This is a genomic window from Rhizomicrobium sp. (assembly GCA_037200385.1).
Taxonomy (GTDB): Bacteria; Pseudomonadota; Alphaproteobacteria; order Micropepsales; family Micropepsaceae; genus Rhizomicrobium.
The window spans coordinates 4,077,060-4,090,664 of sequence record JBBCGL010000001.1; the positions used below are offsets into that span (position 1 = coordinate 4,077,060).

The window sequence follows — 13,605 nt, forward strand, 5'->3', positions numbered from 1 at the left end:
ATTTAAGGAAGGGGAACGTGGGCGGCGGTTCGACAGCCATGCCTGAAGCTTCGGCTTCGGGCTAACTAATCGAGCAGCGACGTAAAGATTGCTCGCGTTTCTCTGCAAGACATAAAACATGAATGGTCGGGTTCGGGCCTGTGACGGGACCGGACACGACCAACCCTTGTCAAAATGTCATGCGAACAAACGCGTTAAGAGCAATCGGCGCGTCGTCTGTTCAGGATCATAACTTGAGAGTTTGATCCTGGCTCAGAACGAACGCTGGCGGCAGGCCTCAAACATGCAAGTCTAGGGGGTGCAGCAATGCATCACCGGCGGACGGGTGCGTAACACGTGGGAATATACCTTTCGGTACGGAACAACTGCGGGAAACTGCAGCTAATACCGTATACGTCCTAGCGGAGAAAGATTCATCGCCGAAGGATTAGCCCGCGTTCGATTAGCTAGTTGGTGAGGTAATGGCTCACCAAGGCAACGATCGATAGCTGTTCTGAGAGGAAGATCAGCCACACTGGGACTGAGACACGGCCCAGACTCCTACGGGAGGCAGCAGTTGGGAATCTTGGACAATGGGGGAAACCCTGATCCAGCCATGCCGCGTGAGTGATGAAGGCCTTCGGGTTGTAAAGCTCTTTTACCCGGGAAGATAATGACTGTACCGGGAGAATAAGCTCCGGCTAACTTCGTGCCAGCAGCCGCGGTAATACGAAGGGGGCTAGCGTTGTTCGGAATTACTGGGCGTAAAGCGTGCGCAGGTGGTTTTCCAAGTCAGTGGTGAAAGCCCGGAGCTCAACTCCGGAATTGCCATTGAAACTGTGAAACTTGAGGACGAGAGAGGTGAGTGGAATTCCCAGTGTAGAGGTGAAATTCGTAGATATTGGGAAGAACACCGGTGGCGAAGGCGGCTCACTGGCTCGTTTCTGACACTCATGCACGACAGCGTGGGGATCAAACAGGATTAGATACCCTGGTAGTCCACGCCGTAAACGATGAGTGCTAGCCGTTGGGCAGCTTGCTGTTCAGTGGCGCAGCTAACGCATTAAGCACTCCGCCTGGGGAGTACGGCCGCAAGGTTGAAACTCAAAGGAATTGACGGGGGCCCGCACAAGCGGTGGAGCATGTGGTTTAATTCGACGCAACGCGCAGAACCTTACCAGGGTTTGACATCCTGAGACCGCTCCTTAATAGGAGTTTTCCCGCAAGGGACTCAGAGACAGGTGCTGCATGGCTGTCGTCAGCTCGTGTCGTGAGATGTTGGGTTAAGTCCCGCAACGAGCGCAACCCTCGCCTTTAGTTGCCATCATTAAGTTGGGCACTCTAGAGGGACCGCCGGCGACAAGCCGGAGGAAGGTGGGGATGACGTCAAGTCCTCATGGCCCTTACACCCTGGGCTACACACGTGCTACAATGGCGGTGACAGTGGGCAGCTACTTCGCGAGGAGCGGCTAATCCCAAAAAACCGTCCCAGTTCAGATTGTACTCTGCAACTCGAGTACATGAAGGTGGAATCGCTAGTAATCGCAGAACAGCAGGCTGCGGTGAATACGTTCCCGGGCCTTGTACACACCGCCCGTCACGGCATGGGAGTTGGTTCTACCCGAAGGCAGTGCGCTAACCGCAAGGAGGCAGCTGACCACGGTAGGATCAGCGACTGGGCCGAAGTCGTAACAAGGTAGCCGTAGGGGAACCTGCGGCTGGATCACCTCCTTTCTAAGGATCGATGTTTTCGGATCTCTCACGAGCCATCCCAAACATCGTCACTAGACAATTGGCGTCTTGCCGCCGTCCTCGTTTCCCTTCCTTTCCGTCGAATGTTCTGCGCGATCGCGCGCGGAACGTTGCTGAACCTCAATCGGGCTCGTAGCTCAGGTGGTTAGAGCGCACGCCTGATAAGCGTGAGGTCGGACGTTCAACTCGTCCCGGGCCCACCACGCCTAGCTTTTGTTAGCGAGCGCTAGCGAGCTTACAAAAGCTGGCGCTCTGCGAGCGAAGCGAGCGGGTGTCGGACGTTTGAGCTCCAACGGGGCCATAGCTCAGTTGGGAGAGCGCGTGCTTTGCAAGCATGAGGTCGTCGGTTCGATCCCGTCTGGCTCCACCAGCCTTCGCTGCTTCGCAGCTTTGGCCGGCAAGCCTCGGGATCATCCGGCAGACAGCAACAAGACGACGGAAACGAACAATCGACTTCGAACGCGTTGGCGCTACGGCGCCGGCGATGTTCGCAAGGAGCTCCGCTTTGGAGCGTTGACATTGTGAAGGCGGGATTGAGCCGGTTTGCACGACCGGTGAGATCTTAATACGACACTTAAAACTGATCGCATGAAAACCATACCAGGTTGAACGCGGTGTACGGGGTCGCTCGTACGCTGGCTTTCTTTCTGGGCATGGAACGAATGCTGAGCGATCAAGCGTTAAAGCAAGGGCGTCTGGGGGATGCCTTGGCACACACAGGCGATGAAGGACGTAGCACGCTGCGATAAGCTGCGGTGAGGGGCGAGCACCCTTTGACCCGCAGATCTCCGAATCGGGAAACCGAATGCGCAAGCATTATCTGTCCCTGAATACATAGGGGAGAGAGGCAAACGCGGGGAACTGAAACATCTCAGTACCCGTAGGAAAGGACATCAATTGAGACTCCGTTAGTAGTGGCGAGCGAACGCGGACCAGGCCATGAAACTCCGTTTAAGAACCGGAATGCCTTGGAAAAGGCAGCCATAGCGGGTGATAGCCCCGTACGGGTAGAAAGAACGGAACTATTGAGTAAGGCGGGACACGTGAAATCCTGTCTGAAGATGGGGGGCCCACCCTCCAAGCCTAAGTACTCGTGTGTGACCGATAGCGAACTAGTACCGTGAGGGAAAGGTGAAAAGCACCCCGGCGAGGGGAGTGAAAGAGACCTGAAACCGGACGCCTACAAACAGAAGGAGCGGGCTCACCGATGGTGAGCAGCTTCGTCTACCTTGCTGACAACGCGAATGATGAGTGGCGAATAGCGAGTAGCGAATAGCGAATGGTTGGCTCCGGCCGGTCGTTCGAGATTCCCTACTCGCTACTCGCTATTCGCTATTCGCTTGTTCTCGAGGAACGACGGAGAAGCGCTCGCCATCGGCGAGCCCGTGACTTCGTACCTTTTGTATAATGGGTCAGCGAGTTCGTTTGTCTAGCAAGCCTAAGCCGTCAGGTGGAGGCGCAGCGAAAGCGAGTCTGAATAGGGCGCGTGAGTTAGACGGATGAGACCCGAAAGCAAGTGATCTAGCCATGACCAGGTTGAAGGTGCGGTAACACGCACTGGAGGACCGAACCCACGCCTGTTGAAAAAGTCGGGGATGAGTTGTGGCTAGGGGTGAAAGGCCAATCAAACTTGCAGATAGCTGGTTCTCTGCGAAAGCTATTTAGGTAGCGCGTCACATATCACCACCGGGGGTAGAGCACTGGATGGGCTAGGGGGCTTCACCGCTTACCAAACCTAACCAAACTCCGAATACCGGTGAGTGCTGAGTGTGGCAGACACACGGCGGGTGCTAACGTCCGTCGTGAAGAGGGATGAAAACCCTGACCTACAGCTAAGGCCCCCAATTCATGGCTAAGTTGTTAAGGATGTGAGGTTCCCAAAACAATCAGGATGTTGGCTTAGAAGCAGCCATCATTTAAAGAAAGCGTAACAGCTCACTGATCTAAACAAGGAACTTTGCGCCGAAAATGTATCGGGGATTAAGCCATGAGCCGAAGCTTAGGATTTCACCGTAAGGTGGAATGGTAGCAGAGTGTTCCGTATGCCTGCGAAGGGTGAGCGTGAGCGAGCCTGGAGGTATCGGAAGTAAGAATGCTGACATGAGTAGCGATAAAGAGGGTGAGAGACCCTCTCGCCGGAAGTCCAAGGGTTCCTGCGTCAAGTTAATCTGCGCAGGGTTAGCCGGACCCTAAGGCCAGGCCGAAAGGCGTAGCCGATGGGAACCACGTAAATATTCGTGGGCCTGTGGGAAGTGACGGATCTTGCAACTTGTTCACCCTTACTGGATTGGGTGGGCCGGGAAGAGGTCCCAGGAAATAGCTCCCACGTTCAGTCCGTACCCCAAACCGACACAGGTGGACTGGCAGAGTATGCTAAGGCGCTTGAGAGAATGGTGTTGAAGGAACTAGGCAAATTGCCCTCGTAACTTCGGAAGAAGAGGGCCCTGTCTTTGCGCAAGCATTGGCAGGGGGCACATAGCAGGGGGTGGCGACTGTTTACTAAAAACACAGGGCGCTGCGAAATCCAAAGATGACGTATAGCGTCTGACGCCTGCCCGGTGCCGGAAGGTTAAGAGGAGATGTGAAAGCGTTGAATCGAAGCCCCGGTAAACGGCGGCCGTAACTATAACGGTCCTAAGGTAGCGAAATTCCTTGTCGGGTAAGTTCCGACCTGCACGAAAGGCGTAACGACTTCCCCACTGTCTCCAACACCAGCTCAGCGAAATTGAATTCCCCGTGAAGATGCGGGGTTCCCGCGGTCAGACGGAAAGACCCCGTGCACCTTTACTGCAACTTTACGCTGGCATTAGGACTGCGATGTGTAGGATAGGTGGTAGGCTTTGAAGTTCGGGCGCTAGCTCGGATGGAGCCACCCTTGAAATACCACCCTTTGTGATCCTGATGTCTAACCGCGACCCCGAAACGGGGTCCGAGACCGCGTATGGTGGGCAGTTTGACTGGGGCGGTCGCCTCCCAAAGAGTAACGGAGGCGCGCGATGGTAGGCTCAGACCGGTCGGAAATCGGTTGTTGAGTGCAATGGCAAAAGCCTGCCTGACTGCAAGAGCGACGGCTCAAGCAGAGACGAAAGTCGGTCATAGTGATCCGGTGATCCCGAGTGGAAGGGTCATCGCTCAACGGATAAAAGGTACGCCGGGGATAACAGGCTGATCGCACCCAAGCGTCCATAGCGACGGTGCGGTTTGGCACCTCGATGTCGGCTCATCACATCCTGGGGCTGTAGCCGGTCCCAAGGGTATGGCTGTTCGCCATTTAAAGTGGTACGTGAGCTGGGTTTAGAACGTCGTGAGACAGTTCGGTCCCTATCTGCCGTGGGTGTTCGAAACTTGAGAAGACTTCTTCCTAGTACGAGAGGACCGGAAGGAACGTACCTCTGGTGGACCGGTTGTGGCGCCAGCCGCATTGCCGGGTAGCTATGTACGGACGAGATAACCGCTGAAAGCATCTAAGCGGGAAACTCACTTCAAAACTAGGTTTCGCTTGAGAGCCGAGGAAGACTACCTCGTCGATAGGCCAGATGTGTAAGCACAGCGATGTGTTGAGCTGACTGGTCCTAATCGCTCGATTGGCTTGATCGCAAGCAGCACCGTTCCATGTCTGGAAACAAAGCCAGGCATCACGCCCTTCGAATGTCCCGTCAGCAACGAGCGGGATCTCGAAGGCTCAAGGCCTCGCGCGAAGGCGCGAAGCCCGTAAATCAGCAAACAAGTGTCGTATTTTCCAATTTGCAGGCGTCCTTCGCCGGACTGGTGGTCCTTGCGGAGGAATTCCACCCGATCCCATTCCGAACTCGGCCGTTAAAGCCTCCAGCGCCCATGGTACTGCGGCTCAAGCCGCGGGAGAGTAGGTCGCTGCCAGTCCTGCCAAGGACGCCTGCAAAACAGACCATACGCGAAAGCGTGAGGTCCATTGGACACGCCTTCACAAACCTCGAAAAGCCCCGCGCGCAAGCGCGGGGCTTTTTGCTTTTGATCCTCCGTGCTTACTCTTTGGCGATGGGTTCGAAAGCGTATGCAAATCCGTTGCGAGAGCTGGCCCGAATCATCGAAGAGTTCGGCGAAGAAGAGGCGCTGAATCTAGTTTTAGCTTTCCGAGCCAAGCTCGCAGCGCACAGATTGCCAATGGCTCATCGGGATCAACGGTCAGCCGAGAATCGCTCGCCAACCGAGACAGAAATCGAATCGCTGTTGTCACATATGTCCGAAGCGGCGATCTGGCAGGAGGCGTATAGGCTGATTTTCGACTGTCGCTTTTCTCGGCCAGATTCGGTCCGCATAGCAAAACAGGCAAAAACTCACATAACCAAGCATGACGACATCGCGAAAATCATGAAGAAAATCGCGATGGCTCTAACGAGATAGGGCCATCCATGCGCGTCTTCGATTTCGACTCCGCGATCGTCCGCACGCCCGGCCGCAGCGTCGTCCACGGCCTGCGCGACGATCCGCGCGCCGTGCCGGATTACGATCGCGTCCTCGCCGAGCACGCCGCCTATGTCGCCGCCCTGGGCGCCGCCGGCGTCGCGGTCGAGATCCTGCCGCCGCTCGAGGCTTTCCCCGATTCGATGTTCGTCGAGGATCCCGCCCTGGCGTTCGGCGCCGGCGCGATCCTGCTGCGCCCCGGCGCGCCGACGCGCCTGGGCGAGGCCGACGCGCTGCGTCCCACGCTGGCGGGCCGCTTTCCCCGGCTGCTCGCGCTCGGCGACGGCGAATTCGCCGATGGCGGCGACGTTCTCGTCACGCCCGATACCGTCTTCATCGGTCTTTCGGCCCGCACCACTGCGCGCGGCGCCGCCGCCCTGGTCGCGCATCTCGAAACGCTCGGCGCCAGGGGCCGCATCGTCGCGACCCCGCCGGGCATCCTCCATTTCAAGACCGCCGTCTCGCTGCTCGACGACCGGACCCTGCTGGCGACCGCACCGATGGCCGCGGCCGGACCTTTCGCCGGCTTCGACATCGTCACGACGGCGGACGGGGAAGACGCCGCCGCCAACGCGCTGCGCGTCAACGGCACGGTCTTCCTCGGGGCGCATTTCCCGCGCACCGCCGACCGTCTGGCGCGGCGCGGCTATGCCGTGGTGCCCCTTCCGGTGACCGAGATCGGCAAGCTCGACGCCGGACTCTCCTGCATGTCGCTGCGCTGGCACAGCTGATCTGGGCCGTCACCCGCCCAGGCAGCAGCGCTTGGCCTTCTTGCCGCTGCCGCATGGACAAGGATCGTTGCGCCCGATTCCGCGCAGCGGATTGACGTAAGGTTCGCCGCCATTCTCCACAGCGCCGAAGTCGTCGGCATCGCGACCGGACGCATCCTCGGTACCGCCGTCGGCATGGGAAACCCACGCCAGTTCTTCCGCGATGTCTTCGATGTATCTGAGATTGTGCCCGTCCACGAACCGGTCGACCTTGCCCCACGCGGTTTCGGCCCGCTTGAGATCCCGGAGGAAATATTTCGGCTCCGAGAAACCTTGGGGAGGCCGCCTGTCGCGCCAGGCGGCCTCCACGCGCGGCACGAGATCGCGAAACCCAAGCAGCGCGATCGCCTCCTCCCAGCCGCACCAGGCCATGTCGCCCTCCGGCGCCAGGCGCTCTTCGTCGAAGCGCAGGATGAAGCGCTTGGCCTCGGCGATCTCGATGCGGCCTTCGAACGCCAGGAACGCCAAGACGCCGAACATCTCCCGACGTGCATATTCGTTGGCGCTCCGATCGGCGATCAGGTCGAACAGCAAGTGCGCGCGCCCGTCGAATGCTCCGATGGCGACGTGCTTGACCGTCTCCGTCAGCGCGTCGCCCAGGAGCGTGTACAGCGTATCCTCGGGCAGGTGCAGGATGCGGATGAGCGGCGCGAAGACGCGAGCATCACGCGCGCCGCCCAGGATGTGTAGGCCGTAAAACGCCAGCCAGGATTGACGTGGGCTCAGCGCCTCGCCTGTCGCAGCCTGCTCGACGGCGGCCAACAGGGCCGGCGCGATCTCGGCCGCGAGCAGGACGGCAGCGCCCAGCACGGCGTTCGCCGGCTTGTCGCCCGAGCCTAGCGCTTCGATGATCGTCGCGACGGGGAACCGGCGGCGCACCGCATCGCGTATAGCTTCCAGCTCGGCCTTTTCCGTTCCGTCCATCCGCTCGTCCTGCTCTCCAATGCCGGCGCGATCGCCCGATTTTTCCGGCGCCGGCGTTGCAGTATAATGCGCGATGCGCGAATCGGCATCGCCGTCGCCCAAAGGAGACTCCCATGGCCAATCGCGAACAGCGTGGCAACAAGGAAAAGAAGAAGCCCAAGTCCGACAAGAAGCCCGGCGGCGGCGCGCCGGCGACGACGCTGAAGGCCCCCGCCTATGTCGAGCCCCAGCTCGTCCGCAAACCCCACAAGGGCAAGCAGGACTACTGACATGAATCACCTCCCCCTCGCGGGGAGGTCGAAAAAGATTCGCTCCACGGGCGAAGCTTTTTCGGGTGGGGGGAGCCGCGCTTGGCGCGATAGCGTCACGCCATGAATCTCGCCCTCCTCCTCATCATCGTGCCCGACCTCGCCCGCGCAAAAGACTTCTACGGCGCGACGCTCGGCTTCGCGCTGAAGAGCGAGACGTCCGAGCGCCTCATCTTCGCGCAGGGCGGCGCCGACCTGGTGATCTTCCGGGGCACGACCGGCGCGCCGCCCGCCATACATGGGCAAGCCGCATCGACCACCTTCGTCTTCGCCGTCCCGTCGCTCGCCGCCGCGATGCGGGACCTGACGTCCAAAGGCGTCCCTTTCCTTCACGAGACCCCGGCACGGAACGAGTTCGGCCGCTACGCCGCCTTTCGCGATCCCTTCGGCAACGTGCTGGAGCTGCTCGAGCGCGGCTGACGCAGGGAATGCGGCCCACGCTCGTCATGCTGAGGTGCGCCGCAGAGCGGCGCCTCGAAGCACGCATGTTCGGCACCTCAGGATGACGCGGCAGGATCCGGAAAGGCTCTCAAGCGCGATGGCCCTCCATCCCCGCGATCTCATCCAGCGCGCCTTGCGTCGCCGCGATGAAGCGCGGCTCGCCCAGCGCCTTCCGGATCGCCAGCGCCGCCTCGAACGCCGCTCGCGCCTTGGCGATCTCGCCCTGCTCGACGTAACAGCGGCCGCTGTGCTGCAGCAGGAAATGCTCCTGCCGCGCAATCCCGCTCTGCCGGCACAGCGCCAGACCCTGCGCGAACAGCGCCTGCGCCCGCGCGCGATCGCCGAGATATTGCGCCGCGGTGCCCAGCGCCAGCAGCCCGTCGATCTCCGTCGCCTGGTCTCCGACCTGCCGCGACAGCGCCAAGGCTTCCTCCAGAAGCGGCGCCGCTTCCGCTTCCTCTCCCGCCATTACCAGAGATGCGCCGAGCCAGCCGATCGCCTCGATCAGTGCGACCCCGGCGCCGCCCGCGCGCGCCTGCGCCAGCGCCGCGCGCCGCTGCACGATCTCGGCGGCCAAAGCCGCCGGATCCGGATGCACGAAACGCCGGAAGTACGGTGTCGCGCCGGCCTCCGCCATGGGCGCCGCCCCGCTACTTCTTCCCTGCCTTCCAGTTCGCCAGCGCGGCCAGCGTGTTCTCGACGTGCTTGGAATAATCCATGTCGGTGAATTCGTAGATCACATGCCCGTCCGGCGCGATCACGTAAGAGGTGCGGCTGGCGAATTGCGGGTTCTTGTCCAGGATCGAGTCATACGCCTTCATGATGTGCTGGTCGGCGTCCGAGGCGACGGGGAATTTGGCCGCGCAGTCCTTGGCCGAGAAATCCCGCAGCGTCGTCATGTCGTCATGGCTGATGCCGATCACCCGCGCGCCCAGCGCCTTGAACTTGTCGATCGACTCGGCGAAGGCATGCGCCTCCAGCGAGCAGCCCTTGGTGAAGGCCTTGGGATAGAAATAGACCACCACCGGCCCGCTCTTCAGCGCATCGCGGAGCGAGAAGGTGAACTCCCCGCCGCCCAGCGCGGCCGGCGCGGTGAAGTCGGGCGCCTTGTCGCCCGGCTTCAGGGTGGCGAGCGCAGGGCTTGCGCCGAGCAGCGCGGCGGCAAGGCAAACGGCGGCAAAGCGAGTCATGTCGGGTCTCCCGGAAAGTGGCGTGGATAATATCCGCGGCGCGGCGCCAAAGTCATGCGCAAGCCCCTCGAAATACACGCCTTCGAAGATTTACGCCGTTTACTTGTCCCCCCACCCCCGAAGCGGGCGGATAATCCGGTCTCGCCAAGGAGAATCGACATGCATTACGAGACCGAGGAAGAACGCGAAACCCGCGAGGCGCGCGAACATCTCGAATTTCAGGAAGCCTGCGCCAGGCGACACGCCTTCCTCGACGAGCTCATCGGGCCCGGGGGTCTCGTGCGCCAGGCGCCGCCGCCGCTCGAGGATTTCGGCGCCGCGCTGTCGGAGCATGCCGCCCAGATCGTCAAGGCCGCGCGCCACGTCATGGGCGATGTCGTCAATGACTCGGCCTCGCTGGACACGCGCAGCCTCGCGATCTCGGCGCTCGCCAAGCTCGTCCAGCTCAACATCGCCATCGCCAAGAAAGTCGATCCGACGCCGCCCGCGAAAACAGTACGTGGTGTTGCCGCGTCCCAGGACCCGCAAGATTGAGTGGCCGCGGCGCCCCGCGGGGCAATACGCGTGCGCGCAAACACGGCGCCTACACCGCGCGCAACCGCGCGCTGCGCAGCTATGTCCACGCGCTGGTGAGGCAGGGCCGCGCCCTGCTCAAGGCCCGCTCACACGCCATAGCTCTGATACGGATAGCAGCGCTCGCGCGTGAGGCTGAGGTCGAAATGGCTCCCCAGCGCCGCGATCGCCTCGCCGAAGGTGGCGAACGGATCGCCATTCGCGGCGGCGACGATGATGGTGCGGAAGACCGCGTCCTCCGTCCCGCCGGGCGGCAGCATCGCGGTCGCCAGCGGCGTGCCGTCGTGCTCGCGCAGCGTGAGGAACAGCGGCATGCTGCGCCGGACATGCGCACCGAGCCCGATGTCGCGCTCGATATAGCTGATCGTGCTGGCGGGGCGGTAGCTGCGCACCGCCGCCTCGTATGCACGCCGGAAATACTTCTCCACCGCGTGGCGCATCGTTTCGGACTCCGCCGTCGCTTCCGCTTCGGTCTCGATCCGGAACCAGGTCCGCCGCCCGGGTGCATCGCAGACGAACTGCATGGCTCAACCTCCGCCGACTCGCGCGCCATGTTACGCCGATCTTCGCGGTGGAGTATGTCCGGGCGATTGCGTAATCTGCCTCGCCATGCCCGTCGAAACGCTCGAGCACTACACGATCCGCTGCGCCGATCTGGAGCGCACCCGCGACTTCTATCGCGATGTCCTCGGCCTCGCCGTCGGCGACCGTCCGGCCTTTCCGTTCAAGGGCTACTGGCTCTATCTCGGCGGCGTGCCGATCGTGCATCTGGTCGATGCGGGGGAGAGCGCCGGCCGCGACGGCCCGCGCCAGGCCGGCGATACGGCGGCGCTCGATCACATAGCCTTCCGCAGCCGCGACATCGAGGCCACGCGCGCAACCCTGCAGTCCCGCGGTCTGCGCTTCCGCGAGACCGGTGTCCCCGGCGGTCGGCTGCGCCAAATCTTCGTGAACGATCCCGACGGCATCCTGATCGAACTCAATTTCCGGACCTGACGTCGCGGCGCGGATTGCCGATCCGATAAAGCACATGCGGTGCCGCCGGATCGTCCGCCGGCACGGTGGAGTCGAAGAAATCGTCGACCGGATTCCGCGTCATGCCCAGCGCTGCCATGGCCGCGCGCAACGGAAGGTTGATCGCCGAGGTGTAGCCGACGTTGCATCTCCGTCCCCAATGCGGGACGGATGTTTAGCACTGCCCGTTCAGGGCTTCACCGTCCCGCCTTGCGGTGTCGGCCCCGTCGGCGCTGCGGGATTGACCGGCGTTACGACCGGTGGCGGGTTGCCGCCCGGTGCCGGCACGACCGCGTTCTGGCCCGTGGCGGATTGCGGTGTCGGTCCCGGCGGCGTGGGCTCCGGCCTGGGCGTGGCGACTGGCGGCACTGTCCCGCCCGGCGCCGGAACCTGCGTCGCCTGGCCATAGGCCAGCGTGGCGCTCGACAGCAGCAGCACGGCGGCCCAGACCGGCGTTTTGTTGAGTTTCATGGTGTGCTCCCTGGTCGTCGGATGCCGCTTCGGTATCGCCTTGAAACCAGAACGCGCATCGCGCGGCGGCGTTGCCAATTCCACAGGCCGGACGCGGATTTTCGCGACGTCGCGACCGCTTTGCCGCCGCCCCGGCGATGTGATTTTATGTCAACGCCATTCGCGGAAAGCCGTTAGGTTCCGCCCGCCTATTCGACACGCCACAAGCAAAAGGAGTTCAGGGACATGCAGGAACGTCTTCAATTCTACATCGACGGCAAATGGGTCGATCCCGTCACGCCGAAGACCATCGACGTCATCAACCCCGCCACCGAAGAAGCCTTCGCCCGCATCTCGCTGGGCTCCAAGGCCGATGTCGACAAGGCCGTCGCCGCCGCCCGCAAGGCGTTCGAGACCTTCTCGCGCACCACCAAGGAAGAGCGCATCGCGCTGCTCCAGAAGGTGATGGCCGTCTATCAGTCCAAATATGAAGAGATCGCCAAGGCGATCTCCGAGGAGATGGGCGCGCCGATGTGGCTGTCCAAGGCGGCCCAGGCCGCCACGGGCCTCGGCCATCTCGCCGAGACCGTGAAGATCCTCTCGACCTACCAGTTCGAAGAAACCCGTGGCACGACGGCGATCGTCAAGGAGCCGGTCGGCGTCTGCGGCCTCATCACGCCGTGGAACTGGCCGATCAACCAGATCGTCTGCAAGGTCGCGCCGGCGCTCGCCGCCGGCTGCACCGTGGTGCTCAAGCCCTCGGAAGTCGCGCCGATGAACGCGATGCTCTTCGCCGACGTGCTGCACGAGGCGGGCGTCCCGCCGGGCGTCTTCAACCTCGTCAACGGCGACGGCCCGACGGTGGGCGAGGCGCTCTCCTCGCATCCGGGCATCGACATGATGTCCTTCACCGGCTCGACCCGCGCCGGCATCGCGGTGGCCAAGGCCGCCGCCGAGACCGTCAAGCGCGTCGCGCAGGAGCTGGGCGGCAAGTCGGCCAACATCATCCTCGACGATGCCGACCTCACCAAGGCGGTGTCGGGCGGCGTGCTGCAGATGATGACCAATTCCGGCCAGTCCTGTAACGCGCCCTCGCGCATGTTCGTGCCCAAGGCCAAGAACGACCAGGCCATCGCGATCGCCAAGGCGACCGCCGAGAAGGTCAAGGTCGCGCCGCCGGACTCCGCCGAGTCCACGCCCGGCACGATCGGCCCCGTCGTGTCGGAAGTGCAGTTCAACAAGATCCAGGCCCTCATCAAGAAGGGCATCGACGAAGGCGCCACGCTGGTCGCCGGCGGCCTCGGCCGTCCCGAAGGCCTCAACCGCGGCTACTATGTCCGTCCCACGGTCTTCGCGAACGTCACCAACGACATGACCATCGCGCGCGAGGAGATCTTCGGGCCGGTGCTGACCATGCTGACCTATGACACGGAAGAGAACGCCATCGCGATGGCGAACGACACCGTGTATGGCCTGTCGGGCTATGTGCAGTCGGGCGACATCGACCACGCCCGCAAGGTCGCCTCGCGCATCCGCTCGGGCAATGTGCACATCAACGGCGCCGGCGCCGATTTCGGCGCGCCGTTCGGCGGCTACAAGCAGTCCGGCAACGGCCGCGAATGGGGCGACCACGGCTTCGAGGAATTCCTCGAGACCAAGGCCGTCCTCGGCTACACGCCAAAGGCCGCTTAAGCCGCTTCGCGGCAGGAAATGAAAAAGGCCGTCGCGAAAGCGGCGGCCTTTTTTTGTTTGATTAATCATCCC

The 13,605-nt window shown here is 62.1% G+C and carries 13 protein-coding genes, 2 tRNA genes and 3 rRNA genes; 12 read left to right on the forward strand and 6 right to left on the reverse strand.

The annotated features are described in order from the left end of the window. Positions 1-229: 229 nt before the first annotated feature. The 7 genes from WDM91_19590 (at position 230) to WDM91_19620 (ending at position 6,902) form a co-directional block, all read left to right on the forward strand. A 16S ribosomal RNA gene (locus WDM91_19590) occupies positions 230-1,713 on the forward strand. Positions 1,714-1,857: 144 nt separating this feature from the next. Next, positions 1,858-1,934: transfer RNA gene (locus WDM91_19595), tRNA-Ile, on the forward strand. A gap of 91 nt (positions 1,935-2,025) precedes the next feature. Further along, positions 2,026-2,101 (forward strand) — tRNA-Ala (locus WDM91_19600). Between the two features lie 301 nt (positions 2,102-2,402). Beyond that, positions 2,403-5,328 (forward strand): 23S ribosomal RNA (locus WDM91_19605). Positions 5,329-5,495: 167 nt separating this feature from the next. Further along, a 5S ribosomal RNA gene (rrf, locus tag WDM91_19610) occupies positions 5,496-5,610 on the forward strand. The 16S, 23S and 5S rRNA genes sit together here with 2 tRNA genes alongside, the layout of an rRNA operon. A gap of 39 nt (positions 5,611-5,649) precedes the next feature. Further along, the gene (locus tag WDM91_19615) at positions 5,650-6,111 is read left to right on the forward strand and encodes a hypothetical protein (GenBank protein MEI9996811.1); all 462 of its coding nucleotides are present in this window, start codon (positions 5,650-5,652) and stop codon (positions 6,109-6,111) included. Positions 6,112-6,119: 8 nt separating this feature from the next. Further along, entirely contained in the window at positions 6,120-6,902 is a 783-nt protein-coding gene (locus tag WDM91_19620; protein MEI9996812.1) for an arginine deiminase family protein, read from the forward strand. Between the two features lie 9 nt (positions 6,903-6,911). On the opposite strand, the gene WDM91_19625 is transcribed toward WDM91_19620, so the two are convergent. Next, entirely contained in the window at positions 6,912-7,967 is a 1,056-nt protein-coding gene (locus tag WDM91_19625; protein ID MEI9996813.1) for a DUF1186 domain-containing protein, read from the reverse strand. Between the two features lie 11 nt (positions 7,968-7,978). On the opposite strand from WDM91_19625, the gene WDM91_19630 reads away from it, so the two are divergent. Then, a complete protein-coding gene (locus WDM91_19630) occupies positions 7,979-8,134 on the forward strand; it encodes a hypothetical protein (protein ID MEI9996814.1) in 156 nt (51 codons plus the stop codon). Between the two features lie 102 nt (positions 8,135-8,236). Beyond that, positions 8,237-8,593, forward strand: coding sequence for a VOC family protein (locus tag WDM91_19635; GenBank protein ID MEI9996815.1), 357 nt, complete (start codon positions 8,237-8,239; stop codon positions 8,591-8,593). Between the two features lie 109 nt (positions 8,594-8,702). On the opposite strand, the gene WDM91_19640 is transcribed toward WDM91_19635, so the two are convergent. Then, positions 8,703-9,251 (reverse strand): hypothetical protein, encoded by a 549-nt coding sequence (locus tag WDM91_19640; protein ID MEI9996816.1) that lies wholly within the window; start codon positions 9,249-9,251, stop codon positions 8,703-8,705. A 13-nt stretch (positions 9,252-9,264) separates the two neighbouring features. Continuing rightward, the gene (locus WDM91_19645; protein ID MEI9996817.1) at positions 9,265-9,804 is read right to left on the reverse strand and encodes a peroxiredoxin; all 540 of its coding nucleotides are present in this window, start codon (positions 9,802-9,804) and stop codon (positions 9,265-9,267) included. Positions 9,805-9,858: 54 nt separating this feature from the next. Between WDM91_19645 and WDM91_19650 the strand changes: the two genes are divergently transcribed. After that, positions 9,859-10,338 carry a hypothetical protein gene (locus WDM91_19650; protein MEI9996818.1) on the forward strand — a complete coding sequence of 160 codons (480 nt, stop codon included), beginning with the start codon at positions 9,859-9,861 and terminating at the stop codon, positions 10,336-10,338. 128 nt (positions 10,339-10,466) lie between these two features. Here WDM91_19650 and WDM91_19655 read toward each other — a convergent pair whose 3' ends face one another. After that, positions 10,467-10,901 (reverse strand): hypothetical protein, encoded by a 435-nt coding sequence (locus WDM91_19655; GenBank protein ID MEI9996819.1) that lies wholly within the window; start codon positions 10,899-10,901, stop codon positions 10,467-10,469. 85 nt (positions 10,902-10,986) lie between these two features. Here WDM91_19655 and WDM91_19660 point away from each other — a divergent pair, with 85 nt between their 5' ends. Continuing rightward, complete coding sequence (locus tag WDM91_19660) at positions 10,987-11,373, forward strand: VOC family protein (protein MEI9996820.1); 387 nt, start codon at positions 10,987-10,989, stop codon at positions 11,371-11,373. On the opposite strand, the gene WDM91_19665 is transcribed toward WDM91_19660, so the two are convergent. Both WDM91_19665 and WDM91_19670 read right to left on the reverse strand, forming a co-directional pair. Then, on the reverse strand, positions 11,357-11,491 hold the full coding sequence (locus WDM91_19665; protein ID MEI9996821.1) for a hypothetical protein: 135 nt from the start codon (positions 11,489-11,491) through the stop codon (positions 11,357-11,359). The genes WDM91_19660 and WDM91_19665 overlap by 17 nt on opposite strands. A gap of 89 nt (positions 11,492-11,580) precedes the next feature. Continuing rightward, a complete protein-coding gene (locus WDM91_19670; GenBank protein MEI9996822.1) occupies positions 11,581-11,862 on the reverse strand; it encodes a hypothetical protein in 282 nt (93 codons plus the stop codon). A gap of 225 nt (positions 11,863-12,087) precedes the next feature. Here WDM91_19670 and WDM91_19675 point away from each other — a divergent pair, with 225 nt between their 5' ends. Continuing rightward, entirely contained in the window at positions 12,088-13,533 is a 1,446-nt protein-coding gene (locus WDM91_19675) for an aldehyde dehydrogenase family protein (protein MEI9996823.1), read from the forward strand. Positions 13,534-13,605: the final 72 nt, after the last annotated feature.

Coding starts and splice junctions, on each gene's coding strand:
- WDM91_19665 (MEI9996821.1), bottom strand. CDS start 11,491: ATGGCAGCGCTGGGCATGACGCGGAATCCGGTCGACGATTTCTTCGAC.
- WDM91_19640 (MEI9996816.1), bottom strand. CDS start 9,251: ATGGCGGAGGCCGGCGCGACACCGTACTTCCGGCGTTTCGTGCATCCG.
- WDM91_19660 (MEI9996820.1), top strand. CDS start 10,987: ATGCCCGTCGAAACGCTCGAGCACTACACGATCCGCTGCGCCGATCTG.
- WDM91_19635 (MEI9996815.1), top strand. CDS start 8,237: ATGAATCTCGCCCTCCTCCTCATCATCGTGCCCGACCTCGCCCGCGCA.
- WDM91_19670 (MEI9996822.1), bottom strand. CDS start 11,862: ATGAAACTCAACAAAACGCCGGTCTGGGCCGCCGTGCTGCTGCTGTCG.
- WDM91_19655 (MEI9996819.1), bottom strand. CDS start 10,901: ATGCAGTTCGTCTGCGATGCACCCGGGCGGCGGACCTGGTTCCGGATC.
- WDM91_19620 (MEI9996812.1), top strand. CDS start 6,120: ATGCGCGTCTTCGATTTCGACTCCGCGATCGTCCGCACGCCCGGCCGC.
- WDM91_19645 (MEI9996817.1), bottom strand. CDS start 9,804: ATGACTCGCTTTGCCGCCGTTTGCCTTGCCGCCGCGCTGCTCGGCGCA.
- WDM91_19650 (MEI9996818.1), top strand. CDS start 9,859: ATGCGCAAGCCCCTCGAAATACACGCCTTCGAAGATTTACGCCGTTTA.
- WDM91_19675 (MEI9996823.1), top strand. CDS start 12,088: ATGCAGGAACGTCTTCAATTCTACATCGACGGCAAATGGGTCGATCCC.
- WDM91_19630 (MEI9996814.1), top strand. CDS start 7,979: ATGGCCAATCGCGAACAGCGTGGCAACAAGGAAAAGAAGAAGCCCAAG.